General features: G+C 67.8%; 25 protein-coding genes. 15 read left to right on the plus strand and 10 right to left on the minus strand.

Annotation, left to right across the window (positions count from 1 at the left end; translation table 11 throughout):
• Window positions 1-115 precede the first annotated feature (115 nt).
• The gene (locus ACWF0M_RS04535) at window positions 116-1306 is read left to right on the plus strand and encodes a M20 family metallopeptidase (protein ID WP_452234209.1); all 1191 of its coding nucleotides are present in this window, start codon (window positions 116-118) and stop codon (window positions 1304-1306) included.
• 291 nt (window positions 1307-1597) lie between these two features.
• On the opposite strand, the gene ACWF0M_RS04540 is transcribed toward ACWF0M_RS04535, so the two are convergent.
• Both ACWF0M_RS04540 and ACWF0M_RS04545 read right to left on the minus strand, forming a co-directional pair.
• Window positions 1598-1933 (minus strand): DUF4233 domain-containing protein, encoded by a 336-nt coding sequence (locus tag ACWF0M_RS04540; protein WP_452234210.1) that lies wholly within the window; start codon window positions 1931-1933, stop codon window positions 1598-1600.
• On the minus strand, window positions 1930-3288 hold the full coding sequence (locus ACWF0M_RS04545) for a bifunctional folylpolyglutamate synthase/dihydrofolate synthase (RefSeq protein WP_452234211.1): 1359 nt from the start codon (window positions 3286-3288) through the stop codon (window positions 1930-1932). Before ACWF0M_RS04545 ends, ACWF0M_RS04540 begins: the two co-directional genes overlap by 4 nt.
• Window positions 3289-3362: 74 nt before the next feature.
• Between ACWF0M_RS04545 and valS the strand changes: the two genes are divergently transcribed.
• Together valS and ACWF0M_RS04555 are read left to right on the plus strand one after the other, a co-directional pair.
• Entirely contained in the window at window positions 3363-5906 is a 2544-nt protein-coding gene (valS, locus tag ACWF0M_RS04550) for a valine--tRNA ligase (protein ID WP_452234212.1), read from the plus strand.
• 143 nt (window positions 5907-6049) lie between these two features.
• Window positions 6050-6793 (plus strand): hypothetical protein, encoded by a 744-nt coding sequence (locus ACWF0M_RS04555; protein WP_452234213.1) that lies wholly within the window; start codon window positions 6050-6052, stop codon window positions 6791-6793.
• 347 nt (window positions 6794-7140) lie between these two features.
• On the opposite strand, the gene ACWF0M_RS04560 is transcribed toward ACWF0M_RS04555, so the two are convergent.
• Window positions 7141-8067, minus strand: a complete 927-nt coding sequence (locus ACWF0M_RS04560) for an AEC family transporter (protein WP_452234214.1) — start codon at window positions 8065-8067, stop codon at window positions 7141-7143.
• Between the two features lie 68 nt (window positions 8068-8135).
• Entirely contained in the window at window positions 8136-8657 is a 522-nt protein-coding gene (locus ACWF0M_RS04565) for a MarR family winged helix-turn-helix transcriptional regulator (protein ID WP_452234215.1), read from the minus strand.
• 106 nt (window positions 8658-8763) lie between these two features.
• Between ACWF0M_RS04565 and ACWF0M_RS04570 the strand changes: the two genes are divergently transcribed.
• The 8 genes from ACWF0M_RS04570 (at window position 8764) to ACWF0M_RS04605 (ending at window position 16663) form a co-directional block, all read left to right on the plus strand.
• Complete coding sequence (locus ACWF0M_RS04570; RefSeq protein WP_452234216.1) at window positions 8764-9225, plus strand: nitroreductase/quinone reductase family protein; 462 nt, start codon at window positions 8764-8766, stop codon at window positions 9223-9225.
• 255 nt (window positions 9226-9480) lie between these two features.
• Window positions 9481-9609: a phosphodiester glycosidase family protein gene (locus ACWF0M_RS04575; RefSeq protein WP_452234480.1), complete on the plus strand. Its 129-nt coding sequence runs from the start codon at window positions 9481-9483 to the stop codon at window positions 9607-9609.
• A 205-nt stretch (window positions 9610-9814) separates the two neighbouring features.
• A complete protein-coding gene (locus tag ACWF0M_RS04580) occupies window positions 9815-10162 on the plus strand; it encodes a YbhB/YbcL family Raf kinase inhibitor-like protein (RefSeq protein WP_452234481.1) in 348 nt (115 codons plus the stop codon).
• 118 nt (window positions 10163-10280) lie between these two features.
• On the plus strand, window positions 10281-11336 hold the full coding sequence (locus tag ACWF0M_RS04585; RefSeq protein ID WP_452234217.1) for a LacI family DNA-binding transcriptional regulator: 1056 nt from the start codon (window positions 10281-10283) through the stop codon (window positions 11334-11336).
• Window positions 11337-11430: 94 nt separating this feature from the next.
• Complete coding sequence (locus ACWF0M_RS04590) at window positions 11431-12813, plus strand: extracellular solute-binding protein (protein WP_452234218.1); 1383 nt, start codon at window positions 11431-11433, stop codon at window positions 12811-12813.
• Entirely contained in the window at window positions 12810-13751 is a 942-nt protein-coding gene (locus tag ACWF0M_RS04595) for a carbohydrate ABC transporter permease (protein ID WP_452234219.1), read from the plus strand. The genes ACWF0M_RS04590 and ACWF0M_RS04595 overlap by 4 nt, the downstream gene beginning before the upstream one ends.
• Window positions 13748-14599 (plus strand): carbohydrate ABC transporter permease, encoded by an 852-nt coding sequence (locus tag ACWF0M_RS04600; RefSeq protein ID WP_452234220.1) that lies wholly within the window; start codon window positions 13748-13750, stop codon window positions 14597-14599. Before ACWF0M_RS04595 ends, ACWF0M_RS04600 begins: the two co-directional genes overlap by 4 nt.
• Before the next feature lie 27 nt (window positions 14600-14626).
• Window positions 14627-16663, plus strand: a complete 2037-nt coding sequence (locus ACWF0M_RS04605; protein WP_452234221.1) for a beta-galactosidase — start codon at window positions 14627-14629, stop codon at window positions 16661-16663.
• Here the strand turns inward: ACWF0M_RS04605 and ACWF0M_RS04610 are convergent.
• Window positions 16657-17154, minus strand: a complete 498-nt coding sequence (locus tag ACWF0M_RS04610) for a hypothetical protein (protein ID WP_452234222.1) — start codon at window positions 17152-17154, stop codon at window positions 16657-16659. The genes ACWF0M_RS04605 and ACWF0M_RS04610 overlap by 7 nt on opposite strands.
• 87 nt (window positions 17155-17241) lie before the next feature.
• On the opposite strand from ACWF0M_RS04610, the gene ACWF0M_RS04615 reads away from it, so the two are divergent.
• Together ACWF0M_RS04615 and ACWF0M_RS04620 are read left to right on the plus strand one after the other, a co-directional pair.
• Window positions 17242-17742: a sigma-70 family RNA polymerase sigma factor gene (locus tag ACWF0M_RS04615; protein ID WP_452234223.1), complete on the plus strand. Its 501-nt coding sequence runs from the start codon at window positions 17242-17244 to the stop codon at window positions 17740-17742.
• A complete protein-coding gene (locus tag ACWF0M_RS04620) occupies window positions 17739-18341 on the plus strand; it encodes an anti-sigma factor family protein (RefSeq protein ID WP_452234224.1) in 603 nt (200 codons plus the stop codon). Before ACWF0M_RS04615 ends, ACWF0M_RS04620 begins: the two co-directional genes overlap by 4 nt.
• Here the strand turns inward: ACWF0M_RS04620 and ACWF0M_RS04625 are convergent, their stop codons facing one another.
• The 4 genes from ACWF0M_RS04625 to ACWF0M_RS04640 all read right to left on the minus strand — a co-directional run bounded on the left by ACWF0M_RS04625 (window position 18342) and on the right by ACWF0M_RS04640 (window position 22071).
• Entirely contained in the window at window positions 18342-19595 is a 1254-nt protein-coding gene (locus ACWF0M_RS04625) for a hypothetical protein (RefSeq protein WP_452234225.1), read from the minus strand. It lies immediately after the preceding gene.
• A 5-nt stretch (window positions 19596-19600) separates the two neighbouring features.
• Window positions 19601-21142, minus strand: coding sequence for an alkaline phosphatase D family protein (locus ACWF0M_RS04630; RefSeq protein ID WP_452234226.1), 1542 nt, complete (start codon window positions 21140-21142; stop codon window positions 19601-19603).
• A 126-nt stretch (window positions 21143-21268) separates the two neighbouring features.
• The gene (locus ACWF0M_RS04635; protein WP_452234227.1) at window positions 21269-21643 is read right to left on the minus strand and encodes a DUF1304 family protein; all 375 of its coding nucleotides are present in this window, start codon (window positions 21641-21643) and stop codon (window positions 21269-21271) included.
• Entirely contained in the window at window positions 21640-22071 is a 432-nt protein-coding gene (locus ACWF0M_RS04640; protein WP_452234228.1) for a cupin domain-containing protein, read from the minus strand. The genes ACWF0M_RS04635 and ACWF0M_RS04640 overlap by 4 nt, the downstream gene beginning before the upstream one ends.
• Before the next feature lie 122 nt (window positions 22072-22193).
• Here ACWF0M_RS04640 and ACWF0M_RS04645 point away from each other — a divergent pair, with 122 nt between their 5' ends.
• Entirely contained in the window at window positions 22194-23225 is a 1032-nt protein-coding gene (locus ACWF0M_RS04645) for a helix-turn-helix transcriptional regulator (protein ID WP_452234229.1), read from the plus strand.
• Here ACWF0M_RS04645 and ACWF0M_RS04650 read toward each other — a convergent pair.
• Complete coding sequence (locus ACWF0M_RS04650) at window positions 23212-24111, minus strand: AraC family transcriptional regulator (RefSeq protein ID WP_452234230.1); 900 nt, start codon at window positions 24109-24111, stop codon at window positions 23212-23214. The two genes, ACWF0M_RS04645 and ACWF0M_RS04650, sit on opposite strands and share 14 nt — an antisense overlap.
• A gap of 121 nt (window positions 24112-24232) precedes the next feature.
• Here ACWF0M_RS04650 and ACWF0M_RS04655 point away from each other — a divergent pair, with 121 nt between their 5' ends.
• Window positions 24233-25084 carry an SDR family oxidoreductase gene (locus ACWF0M_RS04655; protein WP_452234231.1) on the plus strand — a complete coding sequence of 284 codons (852 nt, stop codon included), beginning with the start codon at window positions 24233-24235 and terminating at the stop codon, window positions 25082-25084.
• Window positions 25085-25156: the final 72 nt, after the last annotated feature.

Consider the following 25156-nt stretch of genomic DNA (forward strand, 5'->3'; position numbering starts at 1 on the left):
GCAGAACGTCTCAGATGCGCATCGCTCATTCCTGCGCCCTCGCACTGGCCGGTCATCACGTTCTGACAAGATCAGTGGGCAGCGCGCAGCCAACCAAGGCCGGATGGAGAGACATATGCTCGCGGAAGTTCGATGCCGGGCCGAGGCTGACATTGCCTCCGTTACGGCGCTCGCGTCAGATCTTGTCCGTGTTCCCTCCAGAGGCGGCATCGACGATTACGAGCCGGTGTTGTCGGTAGCTGAAGAATGGTTGGCGGCAAGGCACCTTCCACACCGCCGTCTGTCCGCGCCCGACGGCACGACGGTCGCCCTGCTCGTCGAGATTCGCGGCGATCGGCCTGGGCCCACTTGGATCCTGGACGCCTGCCTTGATACCGCACCGTTCGGAGACGAAGCTGCATGGTCCTTCTCGCCGACATCGGGTGATGTCTCCCCATCAGGCTTCCTGCTAGGTCGGGGCGCAGCGGACTCCAAGACCGCCGCTGCCGTGTTCTGTCACGTCGCCGCCGCCGTCCACGGGAAGGCGGCAGGTCTTGCGGGCAGCCTAATCGTGCTGCTCGACGTCGATGAGCACACCGGGAGGTTCGGCGGTGCAGTCGCATTGATGCAGACTGTCGATCCGGTCTCGATTGGCGGAGCGATGATCGGTTACCCGGGCATCGACGAGGTGATCGTCGGCGGTCGCGGGGTCTACCGCGCGCGGATACGGGTCGACGGAACCGCCGCGCACTCCGGCTCATCGAAACCCAGCCCACCAAATGCGGCGAGCCGCGCTGCTCGCCTGGTCACAATGCTGGAGGAGACTCCGCTCCCCGTGCCTCGGTCAGGTGGTTTTCCACTCCCGCCGAGATTAACTGTCACCGAAGTCCGGAGCGGCGAGGGATTCACCGCCGTTCCGGATCAGGCTTCCGTATCTGTAGATGTACGCCTAACGGATGTCCTGGACGCCGAAGCTGCCGAGAAATTGGTCAGGCAGGCGGCCGCGGACCTGGACGCCACCTTTCCCGCCAACCGTCCTACCGAGATCGAGAGGGTGCTCTCGTGGCCGCCGTACCAACTGGCCCCAACCACTCAGCCCGCAGCCGCCTTACTCGGCGGAGCGGCCGCCGCTGGGCTCACGGTGCAGTCACGAGTGGCAGGTCCGTCCAACATCGGCAACCTGTTCGCGACCAGCGGCATCGCCACCACCGCTGGCTTCGGCGTCCCCTTCACCGGCCTGCACGGCACTGATGAGCAGGCCGACCTGTCAGCTCTCCCGGCGATACAGACTGCTTATCATCACGCGATCCTCACTCTGATGTCATAAGCCGGCAGGCGGACAAATACGCCGGGCCACGGGCCGGCACTGATGCGGCGGGTAATCTTCCACTGAGCGCCGGAGCCAAGCACAATCCAAGTTCTCTTTGTCTTCAACCAGCCAGAAGTTCTGGAAGCGGCAGCTCGGCCGGCCCTCAGGCGGGCACACGACTACCAGACGAACCGCCAGTTACGCGCTGCGGTCAGCCACCCCCTAAATCTCTTCTCTATTGTCTTTCCTTAATCTCATTGTCTTTCTTCGATCTCTTCTTCCCGACGCTCGCTCCGGACTTCACTACCCCTATACTTTCTCAGCCTGGTGTGCCTTCTTGGCTTCCTCGATGCGGCGGCCGAGGACGATCGCGGCGATCCAGAAGGCCGCGAAGAAGGCGCCGAGGACGAACATCACCGAGACGACGAAGCCGAGTCCGACCGCGCCGACCTGGACCACCGAACCGAGGACGTACCCGGCCTGGAACCGAAGCAGACCGGCCGCGACGATCGCGAGTACGGCGAGGCCGAGGCAGACCGGGACCGCGATCGCGGGACGGATGTCCGCGACCGAGATCATCACCGGTGTGACCAGGGCGAGCACGATCGACTCGAACCCCAGCACGATCGACGCGAGCGACCTCACTGCTCGCCCTTGCCCTTGCGCACCAGCAGCGCCCGCGCCTCTCCGGCGGTGATGACCGAGCCGGTGATCAGTACGCCGCCACTCCCGAGCGCGACCGCGTCCTCCTCGGCGAGCCGGATCGCGTCGTCGATCGCGTCGATCAGCTGCGGGCGGACCAGGACGCGCTCCTCGCCGAACACCTCGGCGGCGAGTTCCCCGAGCTCCTCGGCCGGCATCGACCGCTCGACGAAGCTGTTCCGGGTGCAGACGATCGTTTCCATGATCGGCTCGTACGCCTCGAGGACGCCGTACACGTCCTTGTCCTTCATGCAGCCGAGTACGCCGATCAGCGGCTGGAACTGGAACGCCTCCGACACGGCCGCCGCGGTCGCCTCGGCGCCGTGCGGGTTGTGCGCGGCGTCGACGACGATCGTCGGGCTCTGCCGGACGACCTCCATCCGGCCGGGGCTGGTGACCTGCTCGAAGCCGGCCTGCAGGAGCTCTGTGGTGACCCGGCCCTCGGTCTCCGGGCTGGCGCCGAGCAGCGCCTCGACGGCCGCGACCGCGACGGCGGCATTGTGCGCCTGGTACTCACCGTGCAGTGGGACGAACAGTTCGTCGTACTCCGCGCCGAGGCCCTTGACCGAGACCAGTTGGCCACCGACCGCGAGCGTGCGGCTGACGACGCCGAACTCGATCCCCTCGCGAGCGACCTGTGCGCCGACCTCGGCGGCCTTGCGGAGCAGGACCTCGAAGACTTCCAGGCTCTGCTGCGCCATCACCGTCGTACCGCCGGGCTTGATGATTCCGGCTTTCTCGCCCGCGATGGTGACCGGATCCGCGCCCAGCAGGTGTGCGTGGTCGACCGCGATCGGGGTAATCACCGATACGGTGCCGTCGGCGACGTTGGTGGAGTCCCAGCTCCCGCCGAGGCCGACCTCGATCACCGCGACATCGACCGGAGCGTCCGCGAACACGGCGTACGCCATGCCGGTCATCACCTCGAAGAACGTCAGCGGGTGTTCCTGCTCGGAGTCGACGACGTCGAGGTACGGCGCGATCTCCTCGTACGCCTCGACGAAGCGCTGCTCGCTGATCGGTTCGCCGTCCAGCGTGATCCGTTCCCGCACGGACTCCAGGTGTGGGCTGGTGAACCGGCCGGTGCGGAGCCCCGCCTCGCGCAGCAGGGTGTCGATCATCCGGGCTGTGGACGTCTTGCCGTTGGTGCCCGTCAGGTGCACCACCGGGTAGGCCTTCTGGGGGTCGCCGAGCAGCTCGACGAGCCGCTGCACGCGCTCCAGGGTGGGCTCGATCTTGTGCTCCGGCCAACGCTGCTGGAGCCGTGCCGATACCTCGGCGAAGGAAAGGTCGCTCATCAGAAAGCCCAGTCTATGAGGGGCTGTGGATAAAGCGGTCGGAGCACCCCTTGACAACCACTAACATTGTGCGCATGAGCCAGACGTCCCGTGTTCCAGACAAGCCCAGCCTCGACGGCCTCGAGGAGAAGTGGGCTGCCGTATGGAAGGAGCAGCAGACCTACGCCTTCGACCGCACCGCCGAGCGTGCCGATGTCTACTCCATCGACACGCCGCCGCCGACGGTCTCCGGGTCGCTGCACGTCGGGCACATCTTCAGCTACACCCACACCGACCTCGTCGCGCGGTACCAGCGGATGCGCGGCAAGAAGGTCTTCTACCCGATCGGCTGGGACGACAACGGCCTGCCCACCGAGCGCCGCGTCCAGAACTACTACGGCGTCAAGTGCGACCCCTCCCTGCCGTACCACCCGGATTTCACCCCGCCGGCCAAGCCGGACCCGAAGAAGCAGATCCCGATCTCGCGGCAGAACTTCGTCGACCTGTGCGGTGAGCTCACGCATATCGACGAGCAGGCGTTCGAGGCGATGTGGCGGCAGGTCGGCCTGAGCGTCGACTGGTCCTACCTCTACACCACGATCTCCGAGGACTCCCGGCGTACGTCGCAGCGCGCGTTCCTGCGCAACTTCGCCCGCGGCGAGGCCTACCTGGCCGAGGCGCCGACCGTCTGGGACGTCACGTTCCAGACCGCGGTCGCGCAGGCCGAGATGGAGGCCCGGCCGTATCCGGGCGCCTACCACCGGATCTCCTTCCACGGCGCCGACGGCCCGATCTACATCGAGACCACCCGGCCCGAGCTGATCCCGGCCTGTGTCGCGCTGATCGCACACCCGGACGACGACCGCTACAAGCACCTGTTCGGTACGACGGTGAAGTCGCCGCTGTTCGGTGTTGAGGTCCCTGTTCTCGCGCACCCGGCCGCTGAGATGGACAAGGGCGCCGGCATCGCGATGTGCTGCACCTTCGGCGACCAGACCGACATCCAGTGGTGGCGCGAGCTGCAGCTCCCGGTCCGCACGGTCATCGGCCGCGACGGCCGGCTGCTGCGCGACACCCCGGCGTGGCTGGAGGGTTCCGAGGAGCTGTACGGCGAACTCGCCGGAAAGACCGTCTTCAGCGCACGTGAGCTGATGGTCGGCAAGCTGCGCGAGAGCGGCGACCTGGATGGGGAGCCGAAGAAGACCGAGCGGATGGCGAACTTCTACGAGAACGGCGACAAGCCGCTCGAGATCGTCTCCACCCGGCAGTGGTACATCACCAACGGCGGCCGCGACGCCGGGCTCAAGCAGGAGTTCATCGAGCGCGGCAACGAGCTCGCCTGGGTCCCGGATCACATGCGGCACCGCTACCTGAACTGGGTCGAGGGCCTGAACGGCGACTGGCTGATCTCCCGCCAGCGGTACTTCGGCGTCCCGTTCCCGGTCTGGTATCCGCTGAACCACGACGGCGAACCGGACTACGACCACCCGCTGATGCCGTCCGAGGCCGAGTTGCCGATCGACCCGACCTCGCAGGCCCCGCGCGGGTACGACGAGTCGCAGCGCGGCAAGCCGGGCGGGTTCGAGGCCGACCCCGATGTGATGGACACCTGGGCGACGTCGTCGCTGACGCCGCACATCGTCTGCGGGTGGGAGCGGGACGACGACCTGTTCCGGCGTACCTTCCCGATGGACCTGAACACGCACGCCCACGAGATCATCCGCACCTGGCTGTTCTCGCGCATCGTCCGCGCGCACTTCGAGAACGGCTCGCTGCCGTGGGCGCGGTCGTTGATCTCCGGGTTCGTCGTCGACCCGGACCGCAAGAAGATGTCGAAGTCCAAGGGCAACGCGGTCGTCCCGTCGGAGATCCTGGAGAAGTTCGGCTCGGACGCCGTGCGCTGGCGGGCGGCGATGGCGCGGCCGGGGCTGGACTCGCCGTTCGACGAGTCGCAGATGAAGGTCGGGCGCCGGCTCGCGATCAAGGTCCTGAACGCGTCGAAGTTCGTCCTCGGGTTCGGGGCGACCACGGTCGACCCGTCCGCGGTCACCGAGCCGGTCGACCTCGCGATGCTGCAGCGGCTGCGGTCGGTCGTCGCGGACGCCACGGCGGCCTTCGATCGGTACGACTACACCGCGGCGCTGGAGATCAGTGAGCGGTTCTTCTGGACGTTCTGCGACGACTACGTCGAACTGGTCAAGGAGCGCGCGTACGGCGGTCAGGGTGACGCCGCCGCTGCCTCGGCGAAGGCCGCGCTCGCGGTTGCGTTGTCGGTGCAGCTCCGGCTGCTGGCGCCGTACCTGCCGTTCGCGACCGAAGAGGTCTGGTCGTGGTGGCAGGCGGGTTCGATCCACCTGTCGCAGTGGCCGACCGCGGACGGCGACCTCGCGGTCGCGGAACAGGAGCCCGAGGTGCTGGACGCGGTCTCCGAGGTGCTTGCGGGCATCCGCGGTGCGAAGTCCGAGGAGAAGGTCTCGATGAAGACCGAGGTCTCCAAGGTCGAGGTCACCGGACCGGCCGCACGGCTGGCGCTCGCCGAGCTCGCCGAGCCGGATCTGCGTGCCGCCGGGCGGATCACCGGCAAGATCGTCTGGCACGCGGACGACTCCGACACGATCAAGGTCGTCGCGACGCTCTGATGACACCCCCTGAGCGCCCGTCTCCTGCTGGGGAGGCGGGCGCTTGTGTGTTCGGAGGTTCGACTACGGTTTGTCATGATGTGGAACCATCTGGACGAGCCGACCGCTGCACCCCGTGACCCTGACGTCCGAGGAGCCAATCGATGAGCGACCCCACCAACCCGGCGGGTCCCAAGGACCAGGCCGCCGACGCGGCCGACTCCGGCGCGGACACCACCGAACTGGCCCCCGTGCCCGCCGTCGACCCGAAGCCGGCCGACACCACGAAGGCAGCAACCGCCGAGGGTACTCCGAAGGGTGCCGGGGGAATGGCTGTTGCGGCGAAGGGTGCGGGTGAGCAGCCGAAGAAGAAGGGGCCGCGGCGGTTCAAGGTTCGTGGGCCTTGGGTGACTGTTGGTAGTGCGGTCGTCGTACTGATCGTGCTCGCTGTGCTCGGGTATCTGTGGGGTCTCGGGCCGCTCAGCCGACTGAACGCGGAGCGCGCGATCAACCCGCCCGCCAAGGTCGCGGGCCTGGACCGGATCACCGACCCCGAGATCCGCAGTCAGGCCCAGCTCGATCAGACCCGTGACGCGTTGAGCCGGATCAACGACGGCAAGAAGGTGATGGTCGAGGCGTACGGCAGTCTCGAGGGCGACCGGTTCTACGTCCTGATCGCACTCCGCGGCCGGGTCGACATCGACAAGGTCGTCGCGGACTCCGGCGCGAGCGCGGACAAGGTCAAGAAGATCGGCCGGTCCACCTGCATCCAGGCCGCCGGCAACCTCCCCACCCAGTGCTACCGCGGCTCCAACACCCTCACCGTCATCGCCCAGTCCGCCAACGAAGGCGTAGCAGTAGACCAGGTAGAACCCATAGCCGAAGAAGCCTTCAAAGCCATGCGGTAACGGCCGTACGCCAACTCGTCAGTTCATCCACAGACGGACCGGACCGGCAGATTTGGGCGTGGGCGGTCAGCTTTGGGACTGTGGAGTGTGCCCAGAAGCCGCGGCCGGAAGAAGCCGAACAAGGACAGTCGCAGCAACCAGTCCCGGGGACGCCGCTCGGCGGAACGCGAGCTGGACGCGATGTATCGCGAGATCTTCGACAAGCTCGACGCGGGGCATGACCGTCACGACATCCTGCACGCCATCGGTCACGTGCTCATGCCCGTCACGCACGCCTCTCTCACCCGCCGGGAGCCTTCGACGTCGCCCGCTACCGAGACCAAATCTGGTTGTCTCTTACGGCATGGTCAGGCGAGGAGTCCGGCTATGAGGATCATTACGGGGATTGAGAGGAGGGTGCTGAGGAGGACTGCGCTGCGGGCCAGGGTTCGGCTGGCTCGATAGTGGACGGCGTAGACGTAGACGTTTTGGGCTGTCGGTAGGGCAGCTAGGAGGGTTGGGACCAGTAGGGCCGTGCCGTGTAGGTCCAGGGCCCAGCGGGCGATTGCGTACGCCGCCAGCGGTTGTACGAGGGTCTTCAGTGCAACGGCTAGTACGACGTCTCGGCGTACCGTGATCGAGTCCTTGGTGCCCGCGCTCAGGCTCAGCCCGTACGCCACCAGTGCGACCGGAACTGCTGCTGCCGCGACCAGGTCGATCGGTCGCATCGCCATGTCCGGCAACCGTACGCCGAGCAACGACACCAGCAGCCCGAGCAGCGATGCCACCGTCAACGGGTTGCGCAACGGCCGCAGGACAACTGTCCGCAGCGACACGCGCCGGCCGCTCCCCTGCCGGTCACCGTCCAGTACGGCGAACGCGACCGGCGCCATGATCAGCACCTGGAACAACACGATCGGCGCGACCAACGCGCCGTTCCCCAGCACGTACGCCGCGACCGGTACGCCGAGATTGCCCGCGTTCACGTACGACGACGCGAGCACACCGATCGTCGCCTGGGACCGCGTGCGCCGCCAGATGACCAGGGCGATGAACAGGAACAGCGCCTGCACCACGAACAGACTCGCGAGGTTGGTGACGAGTACGACCGAGAAGATCGTCCGGAGGTCAGCCCGCGCGACGGTCGTGAACAGCAGGGCCGGAGTCGCGACGAAGAACGCCAGCCGGGACAGTACGAGCTCGTCCTGCTTCCGCAGCACCCCGAAAACGCCGACGACGTACCCGAGCACGGCCACAGCGACCAGTGCGCCGAAGGCACCGACGACGGCGGACATTCAGGTACTCAGCGGGGTGGACACGCCTTCGATCGTAGGGGCAAGCGCTGTCCGCGGCGCCCGGATGTTCAGGAGCCGGATGGTGACGTGCGGCACCTCGTGACGATGCCGGCCATGATTGCCCGGAAGTGTTCCCGATCGGTGTCGCTGAGATGTCCGATCAGCTCGTCCAGCCCCTCGCCGACCTCGGCGTGGAAGGCGATCGCGGCGCGGCGGCCGGGGTCGGTCAACGTCACCTGGACGGCGCGCCGATCGCCAGGGACCGGCGAACGCGCGGCCAGGCCGCGCTTCTCGGCGCGATCCATCAGACCGGTGAGCGCGGCCTTCTCGACCCCGAAGCACTGCGCGAGCTGGGCCATGCCCTTGGGCCCGTCGAGCAGGACGCACAGCAGCTTCGCCTGCACCGGCGTCAGGTCGTGCCGCTCGGAGATGCCCGCGTAGAGACCCTGCACCAGTCCGGTGACCTGCACCAATCCGGCAGCGGCATCCAGCTCCGCCGGGTCCATGTCGGCACTGTGGACCTGCGCGAACCCCGCGAAGCGCCGGCCACGGGAGCGGGCCCGTTCGGGGGGCGTCTCCGTCTCGCTCACTCTGTTCACGGTACACGGCCTGTATAGTTAACTCCACATACTATCCATGCCGTTAACTATCGAGCAGAGGAGACCCGATGTCCTTCAGCGAAGCGGTGACGAGCCGATGAGCTTCGACACCCGAGCCGGTTCCCGTGGCGCCCGGCAGCCGAAAGGTCGCGTGCTGCGCTGGATGAACACCCTGATGGCGCGCCGGATCCGGCGCAGCGGCGGCGGCAAGTTCATGGGCTTCGACGCCTTGGTACTGCGGACGATCGGGCGCAAGTCCGGCGCGGAGCGGTTGACGCCGGTCGGCTGGTTCCGCGCAGCCGACGGCAGCCGGCTGATCGTCGCGTCGGCCGCCGGCGCCCCCGGGAATCCCGCCTGGTACTACAACCTGGCCGCGCACCCCGACCAGGTCCGGATCGACGTCGACGGACAGACGATCGACGTCCGCGCGGAGCAGTTACACGGAGCAGAGCGCGACGAGGCGTGGGAGCTGATCACCACGGCAGCTCCGCGATTCGCGGAGTACCAGGTGAAGACCGACCGCGAGTTGCCCGTCATCCGGCTCGTCGAGCGGCACTGAACCGTCACTTGGAAGATGCTGACAAGTCAGAGCGAGGTCTAGAAGGATTCCACCCGGGCGACCCGGTCGGGCTCGGCCTGTTCGACGGGAAGCTGCTCAGCGAGCCGGTCGCCGACCCGACCGAGGCCAACCTCGTGATCGATGCCAAGAGCAACAGAGTGGTGACCGGCCACCTGCGCTGGACCGGTAGCGTCCGCAACCGCTTCACCGGCGTCGAGCGCCGCGGTCGCGCAGGCCCTCGGGCTGTACGACGCCATCAACCTGGACGGCGGCGGCTCCACCGCGATGGCGCTCGGCGACGGCACCGTCGTCAACCACCCGAGCAGCAGCGGCGGCGCCGAACGCGCAGTGGGCGACGCAGTTGTCTTCGTTCCCAATCGCTGATCCGGTAGTACGTTGAAGGCATGCGACTGCTGCTGTGGGTGGCCGTGCTGATGAGCACGGCCGCCTGCAGCGGTGCCGGGTCCGGAAAGGAGCCTGCCGTGACCGCACCCTCGAGCATTACGGTGACCAGTCCCGCATTCCGCGACGGCGAGACGATCCCGCGCAAGTACACCTGCGACGGTGAGAGTGTGCCGCCACCGCTTGCCTGGAAGGACATCCGGCGAACGCCGCAGCCTTGGCTCTGGTCGTCGACGACCCTGACGCACCCCACGGCACGTTCACCCACTGGATCGTGCTCGACATCGAACCGGCCGCCGCCTCGCTGGCCGAAGGCGGCGTGTTGCCGGGCGTGAAGCAGGCGAAGAACTCGGGCGGCAAGACTGGGTACTACGGCCCCTGTCCGCCGAGCGGCACGCATCACTACCGCTTCACCGTCTCTGCGTTGTCCGGCGCGACTGACCTTCTGGACGGCGCCGGCCTCGACGAAGCCCTGAAGGCGATCGACGCCAGAACCATTGCTCGCGGCCGGATCACAGCCCTGTACTCCCGGTGACCTTGTGTGACTCAGGTCACATGGGATGAGCCATTGACGTTCTGACTACGTAGACAGACTCTGACTGCGTAGTCAGAACAGTCAGAAGCAGGGCAGAAGCGTCCCGAGGTGAGGCCCAATGACCGTGGCGAAACCGGGCTCCGAGGACGGTCGGGCGCGCCGTCGTCCCGGGAGTACGGACGTCGCCCGGCTGGCAGGGGTGTCGCAGAAGACCGTGTCCCGGGTCGTCAACGGCGAGCCGTACGTCAAGGAGGAGGTCCGGCTCCGGGTCCAGGCCGCGATGCGGGAGCTCGGGTACCGCCGCAACGACGCCGCGCGAGCGCTGAACTCCGGCCGCACCCAACGGATCGGAGTCGTCTGCCTCGGTACGGCGCTGTTCGGTCCGGCGACGCAGTTGGTGGCGATCGAACGCGCCCTCCGCACCACCGGCTACTCGGTCAGCATCGTCAACACCCTTGAAGGCGACACCGTCGCCGACGCGATCGAGCACCTCCTCGTGCAAGGGGTGGACGGCATCATCCTGTCCGAACCGATCGACGAGGGCGACGACGCGCGGCCGATCGACGTCGACATCCCGGTGCTGAGTTTCGGCCGGCTCCCGGGCCTCACCGCGAAGCCGAGCCTGGACACCGGCGGCGACAACGTCGACGCCGGCCGGACCGCGACCGAACATCTGCTCGGTCTCGGGCATCGGACCGTCTGGCACGTCGCCGGCCCGCAACGCTGGTGGGCCGCCCGGGAACGGCAGGCGGGCTGGCGACAGGCCCTGGCCGACGCCGGCGCCCCGGAACCACCTGTACTGGAAGGCGATTGGCTCCCCGCATCCGGCTACGCAGCCGGTCAGCAGCTGGCCGCCGACGACGACGTCACCGCGATCTTCGTCGCCAACGACGATATGGCTATCGGTGTGCTGCGCGCGCTCACCGAGGCCGGCCGGTCGGTCCCCGGCGACGTCAGCATCGTCGGATTCGACGACATCCCGACGGCGGCGTTCCTGACACCCCCACTGACCACCGTCCCGCAGGATTTCGACCTCCATGTCGCCCGCGGGATCGCGAACCTCGTCAAGGAGATCGAATCGCCCACCGGCGATCGGTCTCCCGCGCCGGAGCGACCACCGCTCCGGCTGGTCATCCGCCACTCCACCGCCGCTCCACCCGAGCGGCAGCGCTGAACGCACACGTCCGCCCTGACGGGCGGTCCGCACCGGCCGGCCGAGGCCGCCCCCGGAGGGCGAAGCCTGCTCAGATCCCAAGGAGTTGTTCCACGTGTCCCGTTCCCAACGCACATCCCTGCGGCGCCGAGTCGCGTTCGCCGCGACGCTCGTCCTGAGCGGCAGTCTCGCCCTGGCCGCCTGCGGCGGTGGCGGTGGCAGCTCCGGCGGCCAGCCCGCGGCGGCCACGACCGTCAGCCAGGCCGACATCGACAAGGCGATGTCCACGCCGACCGAGCTCACCTTCTGGACCTGGGTGCCGAACATCCAGAAGGAAGTCGACCTGTTCCAGAAGAAGTACCCCGCGATCAAGGTGAAGGTGGTCAACGCCGGCCAGGGCGGACCGCAGTACACCAAGCTGCGCACGGCCCTGAAAGCCAAGGCCGGCTTCCCGGACGCCGTTCAGATCGAGTTCCAGTACATCCCGACGTTCTCGCTCACCAAGAGCCTGATGGACCTGCGCCCGTACGGCGGCGAGGCGCTGAAGGACAAGTTCGTCGGGTGGACCTGGCAGCAGGTGGTCGGCTCCAACGGCGAGGTCTGGGCGATCCCGCAGGACAGCGGACCGATGGGGATGCTGTACCGCAAGGACATCTTCGACAAGTACGGCATCGCCGTACCCACGACGTGGGACGAGTTCGCCGCGGCGGCCCGCAAGTTGCACGCCGCGGATCCCAAGGTCTACCTGACGAACCTCGCGCAGAGCCAGGCCGGGGTGTGGTTCGGCCTGCTCTGGCAGGCCGGCGTGAAGCCGTTCGAGAACACCAGTTCCGACTCGGTCAAGGTCGATCTGAACGGTACGGAGTCCAAGAAGGTCGCCGACTACTGGAGCGGCCTGATCAAGGACGGCTCGATCTCGACCGACGCCGACTTCAACGACCAGTGGTACCAGGCGCTGAACCGCGGCAAGTACGCCACCTGGATCACCGCCGCGTGGGGCCCGGTCTTCCTCGAAGGCAGTGCGAAGGCGACCAGCGGCAAATGGCGCGCGGCACCGCTCCCCCAATGGGACGCGGGCAAGAACGTCTCCGGCAACTGGGGCGGCTCCACGACCGCGGTCGTGCAGGGGACGAAGAACCCGATCGCGGCGGCGAAGCTGGCCGAATTCATCAACACCGACCCCGAGTCGACGAAGATGTTCGCGACCCAGCAGTTCCTCTTCCCGGTGACGAAGTCGCTGCTGGCCGACACCTCGTTCGTCGACCGCCCGCTGCCTTTCTACGGCGGCCAGACGGTGAACAAGCTGTTCGCCGGGATCAGCGACAGCGTGGACACGAAGTTCCAATGGCCGCCGTTCCTGGACCAGGCCTACAGCGACTGGGGCGAGACCGTCGGTAAGTCGTTCGCGAACAAGAGTGACACCAGCGCCGCACTCGACCAGTGGCAGGACCGAACCACGACGTACGCGAAGAACCAGGGCTTCAAGGTCGGGCAATGAGCGTCAACACGACGGATCGGCTCGGGGCGCGGGCACCGAGTCGCAGTGAGGTTCGCCGGCGGGGGCGTGGCGTGAGCCACGCCCGCACCGGCTACCTCTTCGTCGCGCCGTTCATGCTGGTGTTCCTGGGCCTGCTGGTGTTGCCGCTCGCGTACGCGGCGTACCTGAGCCTGTTCCAGGAGCGGCTGATCGGCGGCACGGTGTTCGCCGGGCTCGGCAACTACACCCGGGCGCTGACCGATCCGCGGCTGCTGCACGGCGTCGGCCGGGTCGGGCTGTTCTTCCTGATCCAGGTGCCGATCATGCTCGCGATCGCGTTGTTCGCGGCGCTGGCCATCGACAGCGGGCTGCTCCGGGTGGCGAAGGGCTTCCGGCTCGGTATCTTCCTGCCGTACGCCGTCCCGGCCGTGGTCGCCACCCTGATGTGGGGCTACCTCTACGGCCAGGACTTCGGTCCTTTCGCCCAACTGGCCGACAGGCTGAGCCTGTCGCCACCGAAGTTCCTCAGCAGCGACTGGATGCTCGGTTCCATCGCGAACATCGTCACCTGGGAGTTCACCGGCTACAACATGATCATCCTGTACGCCGCACTCCGGGCCGTCCCGCACGACCTGTACGAGGCCGCCGCGGTGGACGGCGCCGGCGCCGTACGAACCGCGTGGAGCATCAAGATCCCGGCGCTCCGACCGGCCCTGCTGGTCTGCCTGATCTTCTCGGTCATCGGCAGTTTCCAGCTGTTCAGCGAGCCACAGCTGATGCAGCGACTGGCGCCGAGCGTGATCGACAGCGGCTACACACCGAACCTCTACGCGTACACCCTGGCCTTCACCGGTCAGGAAGTGAACTACGCCGCGGCGGTCTCGTTCCTGCTCGGCGCCGTCATCGTCGTCGCGTCGTACGCCGTGCTGCTGGTCACGACCCGAAGGAGCCGGTCATGAGAGCGCGACGCAGCAACGTGCTGTCCATCTGCATGGTGGCGGTGCTGATCTACTTCCTGCTCCCGTTGTTCTGGCTGTTCGTCGCCTCGACGAAGACGGTGGGCGATCTGTTCTCGAGCTTCGGCCTGTGGTTCGCCGGCGACTTCTCGCTGTGGTCCAACATCCGCGCGACCGTGACCAACGGCGATTGGGTGTTCTCCCGCTGGATGGCCAACACCGTCTTCTACTCGGTGGTCAGCGCGGGCGGGGCGGCGTTCCTCTGCGCGCTCGCCGGGTACGGCTTCGCCAAGTACCGGTTCCGGGGGAACGCCGCGATGTCCGGGCTCGTGCTCGGCGCGATCATGGTGCCGACGACGGCCCTCGCGATCCCGACGTACCTGCTGTTCAGCAAGGCCGGGCTGGTGAACACGCCGTGGGCGATCATCCTGCCGTCACTGGTCAGTCCGTTCGGCCTGTACCTGATGCGTATCTATGCCCAGGACGCGGTTCCGGACGGGATCATCGAGGCCGCCCGGATCGACGGCGCGGGTGAGTTCCGGATCTTCTTCCAGGTCGCGGTCCGGATGCTTGCCCCGGGCATCGTCACGGTGGTGCTGTTCACGCTGGTCGCGACCTGGAACAACTACTTCCTGCCGCTGATCATGCTCAACAACCCCGATCTCTACCCGGTCACGTTGGGGCTCGCGCAGTGGTCGTCGCAGGCCAGCGCCGGCGGCGGGACGACCGGCGCGGTGCTGTCCCTGGTGATCACCGGGTCGTTCCTGTCGGTGATACCGCTGATCGCGGCGTTCCTGCTGCTGCAGCGGTACTGGCAGTCCGGCCTGTCCGCCGGCGGCGTGAAGGCCTGAATTCCCCTTCTGAATTAGGAGAAACGCGTGCAAGAGCGGGTGCTCTTCGGAGCTGCGTACTACCACGAGTACCAGCCGTACGACCGCCTCGAACGGGATCTCGACCTGATGGCCGCCGCACACTTCTCGGTGATCCGGGTCGGCGAGTCGGTGTGGTCGACGTGGGAGCCGGAGAACGGGCGGTTCGACCTGGATTGGCTGCAGCCCGTTCTCGACGGCGCGCACTCCCGCGGTATCGCGGTACTGCTCGGCACCCCGACGTACGCCGTCCCGCCGTGGCTGGCCCGGCTGTACCCGGAGATCACCGGCGAGCGGAAGACAGGTCAGCGGATCGGATGGGGCGCGCGGCAGGAGGTGGACTTCACCCACCCCGGCTTCCGGTTCCACGCCGAGCGGGTGATCCGCAAGATCGTGGAGCGGTACGCCGATCACCCGGCCGTAATCGGGTTCCAGGTCGACAACGAGCCGGGGAACGAGCTTCTCCACAATCACGGGGTGTTCCAGCGGTTCGTGGACAGCCTGCGTCAGCGGTACGGCGATGTGCAGAAGCTGAATGACGCGTGGGGCCTCGTCTACTGGTCGCACCGTCTCTCGGACTGGGCGGACCTGTGGACACCGGACGGCAACGTGCAGCCGCAGTACGACGTCGCGTGGCGGCAGTTCCAGGCGGATCAGACGACGGAGTTCATCGGCTGGCAGGCCGACATCGTCCGCGAGTACTCGCGACCGGACCAGTTCGTGACCACCTGCATCGCCTACGAGCGCCCTGCCGTCGCCGACGACGAGCTGGTACGACGTCTGGACGTCACCGCCGGCAACGCGTACTACGCCATGCAGGACGGGCTGCTGCACCCCCAGACCGAGGTAGCCGCGCAGGGCTGGACCACCACCAGCACGTGGGCGCTCTACCTCAGCGCGGACCGGATGTACTCGTCCCAGCAGCGCCCCTTTCTCGTCACCGAGACCAACGCACAGTCCATCGGCTACCCCTGGAACAACCGCCCGGCGTACGACGGCCAGTGGCGGCAAGCGGCATGGGCGCTGGTGTCACGTGGCGCCAAGCTGATCGAGTACTGGCACTGGCACACACTGCACTTCGGTGCGGAGACCTATTGGGGTGGAGTCCTCCCCCACAGCGGCCAGCCGGGCCGCGCGTACCGGGAGGTCGCGCAGCTCGGTGCAGAGTTCGAGGCCGCCGGTGCACTCGTGGCCGACCTGACTCCGGACAGCGACGTGACCATGCTGTACTCACTGCCCAGCAAGTGGCTCATGCAGAAGTACCCAGCACTGGCGCACCAGGACGGCAGCCCGGACGAACGCTCGTTCCACGGCTTCTTCGATCCCTTCTACCGTGGGGCTTTCGACGCCGGGCTACAGGTTCGCATCGAACACACGAGCCAGTTCACCGGTGCGGATCCGATCGTCGTCGTACCGGCGCTCTATCTGGCTGATGACGACCTCCTCGACCGGTTGGTCGCGTACGCCGAGGCCGGTGGGCATCTGGTCGTCGGACCGCGCACGGGGTACGCCGACCTCGACGCACGAGTCCGCACCGACGTCCAGCCCGCCAGACTCGCAGCCGCGGCCGGTGTCTGGTACGACGAGTACAGCAACGTCAGCGCGGACGTGCCCGTGCGCGGCGTCGGCTTGCAACTCGGGACCTCCGCCGCGGGCACACGCTGGGTCGACGGGCTCCAGACCGACGGCGCCGAGGTGCTGGCGGGCTACGAGCACCCGCACTTCGGGCAGTGGCCGGCGATCACGACTGTGACCCGCGGCTCCGGCCGGATCACCTACGTGGGCACCGTGCCGAACCCAGAGCTCGCCACAGCGCTGTTCCGATGGCTCAAGCCCGCGTCGTGGACCGACCTGCCGAGCAGCGTGACCGTCACGTCCGCGACCGCCAAGGACGGCCGGCGGCTCCGGTTCGTCCACAACTGGTCGTGGGACAGCGTCGGCATCACGGTGCCCGCGGCGGTGCACGACGTACTCGCCGATCAGCCGGCGAACGGCAAGCTCGAGTTGGGACCGTGGGACGTGCGGATCCTGGTCGAACCTCAGTAACCGTAACCGCCGCCGTTGCCGGAACTGGACGGAGCCTGGGTGGGGGCTGCGGCTGTGGTGGTCGCCGCGTGCCAGGTGAAGTCGACGCCGGAGAAGGCGTCGGCGAAGTTGTTGCCCTTGGCGTCACCGGCGGCGGCGTCGAGTTTGAAGGTGTAGAGCGGCTTGCCCTGGAAGGTGAGTTGTTCCGCGCCGGTATCGGAGCGTTTCATGGTGGCCAGGCCGGTCACCGACTTCGCGTCGGCGGCGGATCCGGTCGCGGGCATCCAGAAGCTCAGGCAGCCGCCGGTGCACTTGATCGCGCCGCCGGCCTCCTGGTCGGCGAAGTACAGCGTTTTCCCGGAGGCGTCGACCAGCGTCCGACCGACACCGCTGACATCCTTCACCGAGACCGCCGCACTCCCGCCGGCGGCCGGCTGGGAGTCGCTACCGCAGGCGGTCAGCGCGCCCAGCGCCGCCACCGTTGCCCCTAGCAACAAGACTGTGGTTTTCATCGAAATCTCCTCTCGCTGGCAGATACGCGAGATCCGGCCCGGCGGTTCAGGTGAACCTTTTACCGCCGTACCGCGTAGTTCCTGGGTGTGGATGACGAGACGGTGATCCGCGCGTTGTACGACAAGTACCGGAGGCCGCTGTTCGGGTACGTCCTGCGTTCCGTGGGCGACCGGCAGTACGCCGAGGACATCGTGCAGGAGACGATGGCGCGGGCCTGGACGCATGCGGCCGACCTGGACCCGGACCGGGCCGGGCGCTGGCTGTTCACGGTCGCCCGCAACCTGGTGATCTCAGGCCGCCGCCGGCAGGGCGCACGGGTGACGGAGGTACCGATCGAGGACCGCGAGTTCCCGGCCCTCACCGACGACATCGACCGCGTGCTGCAGGTCTGGCAGGTGATCGACGTACTGCGGGGTCTGAGCACGGACCATCGGCAGGTGATCGTCGAGCTGTTCTATCGCCGGCGCACCGTCAACGAGGCGGCCGTCGTCCTCGGCGTACCGCCGGGAACGGTGAAGTCGCGCAGCTACTACGCACTGCACGCGTTGCGCGCTGCACTGGAGGAACGAGGGGTGACCGGTTCATGACGTGCCCGGAGACGATGTCGATCGGCGCCTACGTGCTCGGTGCGCTGGAGGCGTCCGAGCGTCGCGCGGTCGAGGAGCACGTCGTGACGTGTACGGCGTGCCGCGAGACATTGCTGCAGTTCGCGCATCTGCCCGGGCTGCTGCACTCCGTATCGGTCGAGGACATCGAGTCTGAACAGCCGGAGCCTGCGCCGCTCCAGCTGAGGAAGAAGAGGCGGCCGCGGTGGGTGCTGGCGGCGGCAGCAGTGGCAGCGATCGGTGGTGTCGCCAGCTGGGCCCTGCTGTCCGCACCGGCGTCAGCAACGTGGACAGCGACGGACGGGGTCGGTGGCCTCGACGCGACAGCCAAGCTGGTCAGCCGTGGCTGGGGTACGGACATTCAGCTCCGGCTGACCGACCTGAAGCCGTACGAGCACTGCATGCTCGTCGTACACGGCCGTGACGGGACCGTTGAGACAGCCGGCTGGTGGGCAGCGAACGGTAACTACCAGGCACAGGTCCCGGCCAGTACGTCGATCCCGCTGCGCGACATCGACCACCTCGAAGTCGTCGACGCAGGGGACACCGTACTGAGCACGGTGTCCCCCACGACGCACTGATCACCAGCTGTTGTTGGAGATTCCCGTGCCCAGGTAGACCTGGTCGTAGGTGTTTCCGTCGTTGTCGTCGGTGTAGGCGACAGCGACCTCGGCGTACGGCGAGACCGCGACTGTCATCTGCTCCTGCCGACCTGTGGCCACGGAGCTCAGCCGCTGCGACGACAGCCGACCTGTGTCGGTGCCGTCGGTACCGAAGCCACGTACCCACACGTCAGGGTCAGTGCCGGCCACTGTCCAGCCCACAACGGTCTGCGACTGGTCGTCGATGCCGATCGACGGAGCGGTGCCGCCGGCTCCGACCTCGACATCCGCGTACCGCGCCGTACCCGTCGAGGTGAAGTTGCGTGTCCAGACGCCGGCCGTACCGGTGTGATCGGACTCCCAGGCGACAGCGAAGTCGCCGTTGAAGTTGGCCGCCACCGACGCATGCAGCTGCTGGCCACCACCCTCGGAGTTCGCGGTCCGGCGGGAGAGCGTGGCTGCACCGTTAGTACGGGCCAGCCGGATCAGCCCGACGTTGTAGAACGCATTGGCGTCGCCGTCCTCGTCCCACACGACGACCGCGTCACCTGATGCCGATACGGCCACATCCGGGTTGTGGTGCTGGCCGGTCGTCTGCGAGGCGGTCACCTCCCAGGCGCGTGTGGTCGGCCCGGTGAAGCCGGCTGCCTTGACCGTTGCCGGCGTACCGGTCTGGATGTCTTCCCACACCACAGTGAATGCGACCGCAGCCCCAGCCGGTGCGCCGTCCGGGTCGACGGCGACTCGTGGGTTGATCTGCTGGCCGGTGGAGCTGCTGTTGGAGTTGCCGGACGCTGTCACGGTGCCGGCGGTGTTCACGACGCGGTACGGGATGTTGTAGTACCCGTTGCCGTCCGGGTCGTCCTGCCACACCACTACGGCGTTGCCGTTGTCGTCCAGGCCGACGTCCGGGTGCAGGTGCCGCCAGGTCGTCACACCGCTGCTTCCGCCGGCGGACAGCTTCGTCTCGTACACAGCAGTGCCGTTGTGGAACAGCCGCAGGTAGATCTCGCTGTGCACGTTGTCGGTCGCGTTGTCGGTGTCGCGGTCGTCCTCCCACGCCACAGCGACGTACCCGTTGCGGTTGGTCGCAATGGAGGGCGTGTCCTGGTCGCCGGTGGACACGCTGTTCGCTGCCACCCAGGTCGGTGCAGCGACGTGCGCTTCCGCAGTGATCGCGGTGAAGGTCATCCCCACAGCCACAGCTGCAGTAATAGCTAAGGTCTTCTTCATAGGAGTCACACCGCCTGCAGTCCGGGCCGACCCTCTTGGACAACGAACGACTTCACCGTCGCGGCAGCGGCCCCGTGCTCGGAAACCATTGCCACGTTGCGGAAATCGGCCTGCAGCTCGGTCGGGCTGAGCGTCGCACGCACATAGCCGCGGCGGTTGTTGTAGAACTGCAGCCACGGGTTGGTGCCGACATCAGGGATCGTGGTCGACCCGTCGCCGTCGCCGCTCGAGGTGACCGAGCTGGTGACCAGTTCGGAGCCGATCGTGGCCGAGTTCGCGTTGTTGTAGTCGGCCTTGAGGTCGCTGGCCCAGGCCCGGTGCACGTCTCCGGTGAGTACGACGGGGTTCCGGACAGCTCGGTCGACCCAGCCCTGCTGGATCCGCGCCCGGGACGCGCGGTACCCGTCCCACGAGTCCATGCTGGCACCGGTGGAGTTGAACCGGCGGGCGAAGAACACCTGCTGGCCGATGATGTCCCACGTACCCAGGTGCTGTCCCAGTCCGTCCAGCAGCCAGCTCTCCTGAGCGTTGCCGGGCAAACTGCGGGTCGCCAGGTCAGCATCGGAGCACACCTTCCAGCCGTCACCACAGGCCTGGTCGTTGCGGTACTGGCGGGTGTCGAGCATGTGGAACGTCGCCAGACTCCCCCACCGCAGCCGCCGGTACAGCTGGATGCTGTTGCCGCTGTTCACTTGAGCAGGCCGCAGCGGCATGTTCTCGTAGTACGCCTGGTACGCCGCCGACCGGCGCGCAGTCCACTCCGTCGCAGTCAGCGCGGGCGTGTTGTTCTCCCGCACCGTGCCGGCGTAGTTGTTCTCCACCTCATGGTCGTCCGGTACGACGATCCACGGCGCGACGGCATGTGCCGCCTGCAGGTCCGGGTCGGTCTTGTACTGCGCGTACCGGCGGCGGTAGTCGGCGATCGACACGATCTCGCTGCCGAGGTGCAACCGCGTGCGGCCGGTGGTCGCGCCGTACTCGTAGATGTAGTCGCCGAGATGCAGGATGACGCCTGGGTTCTCCTCGGCCATCCGACGGTAGACGGTGAAGTAGCCCTCCTCGTAGTGCGAGCAGGAGGTGAAGGCCATCAGCAGGTCGCGGCCGGTGGTGCCGACCGCGGGCGTGGTGCGGGTGCGGCCGACCGGCGACAGGTGGCCCTGGGCGCGGAAGCGGTAGAAGTAGTCGGCGTCGGGGCTGAGACCGCCGGCGACGACATGCACCGAGTGGGCGGAGGCGAACTGCGCTGTCACCGTGCCGGACGCGACCAGCGTGCTGAAGGTGTCGGTGGTCGACACCTGCCAGTCGACGGCGACGTCGGCGTTCGCCATGCCGCCTTGGCCATCGGCGTTCAGCGGCGACGGGGCCAGGCGGGTCCAGAGCACGACGCTGTTCGCGTCCGGCTCACCGGACGCGATGCCGAGCTGGAACGGGTACGGGACGGCGGCGGTAGCGGTGATCACGGACGACTGGGCCGCGGCCGGGAGGGCGCCGGCCCCGGCCGCGGCGAGTCCGCCGAGAACAAGGGTCCTGCGACTGATTGGGCTCATGAGCCTCACCTTCACGGGTACTCAGGGCGGTAGGCCCCCGGTCCGGTCGAACTGCCGGTGACCATTCGGGAACCTTGAGTGTGCGTGGTGCTCTGTGCCCATGATTGCGCAGAATTGGTAATTTTCCTACAGCAGAACGAGCAGCAGCAGTACGGCGGCCGGAACCCCTTCGAGCAAGGTGTTCAACCAGAGTCGCCGCTCCGTTGCGAGCAGGACGAGCGCGAGGAACACGTGCTGTCCGGCGGTGAACGCGACCAGCGCCTCGCCCTGCGGCACGTGCCCGGTCCGCGCGAGGACGACGCCGAGCGCCAGCGCGACCGCGGTGGTGAAGTTGTAGAACCCGAGGTTGACGATCCACAGCTTGACCGCGTCGAAGTCCCGGCGCTCCAGCAGGAACAGCGGGTACAGCCTCGGGTGCCGGTAGAAGAACGACTCCATCAGCCAGACCCAGGCCAGCATCACCGCGATGACCACGGCGAGGATCTGGGCGGCGGCGCTCACAGCGACACCTCGACGCCGTGCCGGCTGGTGATCTCGCCCAGCGCCGCGTAGTCGGCCGGATCAACGCCGGCCAGGTCCGCGAAGAACGCGCTCATCCGGCCGGTCTGGCTGACGGTCAGGAACTTCGCCGAGGGCGTCAGCACCGAGAACGTGTTCATGGTGCCGGCCGGGATGCTGATCGAGGCGCCGGGACCGAGGTCGTAGCCCTGATCCCCTGCCTGGACGAGGATCCGGCCCTGCAGGACGTAGAACGCCTTGCTCCACGACTCGCTGTGCGGCGGCGACGCCTCGGCGCGCGGCGCGTCGATCTCGAACAGCTCGTACTGCCCGCCGGTGTGCTCGGCGCCGATCTTCACGGTCACGGTCGCGTCCGGGGCGGCGTACTCGACACCGCTGCCGGCATTGCTCAGATGCACTGTTTCGTTCATGTCTGCGACGGTAGGAAGCGGCGTACCCCAGAGGTATCCCGTGCGAATGGGCTCGTCGGGAAGGCCGGAATCCCCACATTTCGGGGATAGGCGGCAGCGGTACGTCGGCGCATACTGAGCGCATGTGGGAGGGCCGGGCGCGGGCCGCGCGCCGGGACATCGCGGCACTGGCGACCTCGGGGATGGGCGTCGCCGCACTGCACGCGGCCGCGATCGAGGTGGTCGAACAGGTCGTGGGCAGCGAGCTCACCTGCTGGGCCGGGATGGATCCGGGCACGCTGGTGATCAGCTCGATGACCAGCGGCGCGGCCCGCATTCCGCCGGAGTACGAGCCGCGGCTGGCGGAGACGGAGTACGCCGGAACCGTGCCGAACTCGTTCGCCGAACTGGCCCGCACGTCGCACCAGGTCGCGCGATTGTCGGACCTGCCGCACCGCGAGGTCGTCGGGCACAGGCGATTGAACGAGGTGTGGCGGCCGCTCGGAATCGAACACGAGGTCCGGACGACGTTCGTCGTCGACGGAGACTGCTGGGGCGCGGCCGGGTTCGTTCGCAGCGGGCCGGACTTCAACGATCGGGAGGTGGAGTTCCTCGGGTCGGTGGCGCCGGTCATCGGTGCGGCGACGCGGGTCGCCGTACGCACGGACGCACACGGGTACCGCGGAGGGGTCGGCCCGTCGATCGTCGTCACGGGCCCGACCGGCGAGCCGCGGGCGATCACCGCGGCCGCCCAGACCTGGCAGGAGGAACTGGACGAGATCGCGCCGGGACGCTTCGGCGTACTGCTCCGGGCCGTCGTCACAGGTACCCGCGCCTCCGGCACGTTCCAGGCGCGCGTTCAGACCGCGTCCGGCGAGTGGGTGCTGATGCAGGGCAGCCGGCTGCTGAGCGACACAGACACCGACGACGAGATTGTGGTGACGATCGAGCCTGCCTCGGGTCAACACCTGGTCGGCATGCTGCTCGCGGCGTACGGCTTGACGACGCGGGAGCGGGAGATCTGTCTGGAGATCATCGCCGGGCACACCACCGGCGCGATCGCCGACCGGCTGTCGATCTCGCCGCACACGATCCAGGACCACCTGAAGTCGGCGTTCGCCAAGGTCGGCGTACGCAGTCGCGGCGAACTGGTGGCGACCCTCAGGCCGGGATGACCTGCTTGCGATAGGTCCCGGGCGGTACGCCGAAGTCGCGCTTGAACGCCTTCGCGAACGCGAACTCCGACGTGTAGCCGATCTCCTTCGCCACCGTGGCGAGCGGGCGGTCGTGGTCCCGCAGCAACCGCGCCGCGGTCGTCATCCGCCAACGCGACAGGTACGTCAGCGGCGGCTCCCCCACCGCCTCGGTGAACCGTCGCGCGAACGCGGCCCGCGACAGCCCGACATCAGACGCCAGATCGGCAACCGTCCACGCGGCGCCGGGCCGCTCGTGGATGAGCTCCAGTGACTGCACGACCGCAGGATCGGTCAGCGCCTGCGACCAGCCCCGATCCGCCGGGCAGTCGCTGTTCTCGAACCAGGCCCGCAGGATCAGCACCAGCAACGCATCCACCAGCGCCGGTACGACGGCGGCCGCACCGGGCCGTTGCGCGTCGAGCTCCTCACCCAGGATGCTGATTGCCGTATGCAACGAACGGTGGCGTCCCGGGTTCGCCGGTACGACGACCAGGTCCGGCAGCCTGCTCAGCACCGGATGCGGGCGCTCGCGCTCCAGCCGGTAGGTGCCGCAGAGCAGCAACGACCGCGCACCATGACCCTGTGGCGGCTCCTCGACGGACGGGTCGAAGTCGACCAGCGGCGAATCGGGGTGGTCGGCGATCGAGTGCTCGGCCCCGCGCGGCAGCAGCACCGCGTCACCCGGACCGAGCGGGATCGGGTCTCCCTCCGGCGGCAGCAACCACGCCGTACCTTGCAGGACCAGGTGGAACGTGGCGCCGAACGAGTGCACGAAGCGCAGCCCCCACGGCCCCCGGACGTCGGTGCGCCCGGACGTGGCCGGGCCGGTCTTCATCGCGGCGACGACATCGGCGAGCACATCCATATCGGTCATAATACGCGCACCGGTCAAGACGATCGGATATAAATCCGCGCTCAATGGACATAGATCCGCTCGCGACGGCGGCCTACTGTCGGTGACAGAACATCTACCACGAGGAGCATGAATGAGCATCGTCGTCACCGCCGCCACCGGGCACCTGGGCACGCTCGTCATCGACGAGCTGTTGCAGCGGGTTCCCGCCGATCAGGTCGTCGCGGCCGCACGCAGCGCCGCGAAGGCGGCTCCGATCGCGGACCGCGGCGTCGAGGTCCGGGTCGCCGACTACAACGATCCGGAAGGGCTGGCGAAGGCGTTCGGCGCCGGTGACACGGTGCTGCTGATCTCGGGCCTCGAGCCGAACCGGCGCGAGCAGCACCAGGCAGTCATCACGGCCGCGAAGGACGCCGGGGTCGCGCGGATCGCGTACACCAGTGTGCTCGGCGGATCTGACGCCGACTTCGATCTGGCCGCCGACCACATCGCCACCGAGCAGGCGATCCTCGAGTCCGGTCTGCCGTACACGTTCCTCCGCAACGGCTGGTACAGCGAGGTCTACACGGACCAGATCGCCGTACAGCTGGCGAACGGGGTCGTCGGTGCTGCTGGTGACGGGCGGATCGGGTCCGCGTCGCGGCGCGACTACGCGGCGGCGGCTGCCGTCGTACTGAGCGGTGAAGGTCACGAGAAGAAGGCGTACGAGCTGAACGGCGACTCGGCCTGGACGTTGACCGAGTACGCCGCCGAGCTGGCCAAGCAGTCGGGTCAGGACGTTGCCTACAACAACCTCTCGCCCGAGGACCTCACCCAGGTGCTGACGGCTGCCGGCCTCCCCGCGCCGTTCGTGCCCGTGCTCGTCGACGTCGACAACGCCATCGAACGCGGCCTCCTCGCGGGCCGCGGCACCGACCTCGCCAACCTCATCGGCCGCCCCACCACACCGATCGCGGACACGATCTCCGAAGCGCTGAACAGTTGATCGGACCGCCACGCAGGCAGAACCCCCGATTTGGCGCGGTCCGAACGTCAAACCACCGGGTTGTGCCTGCAT

This window comes from Kribbella sp. NPDC055110, from assembly GCF_053607525.1.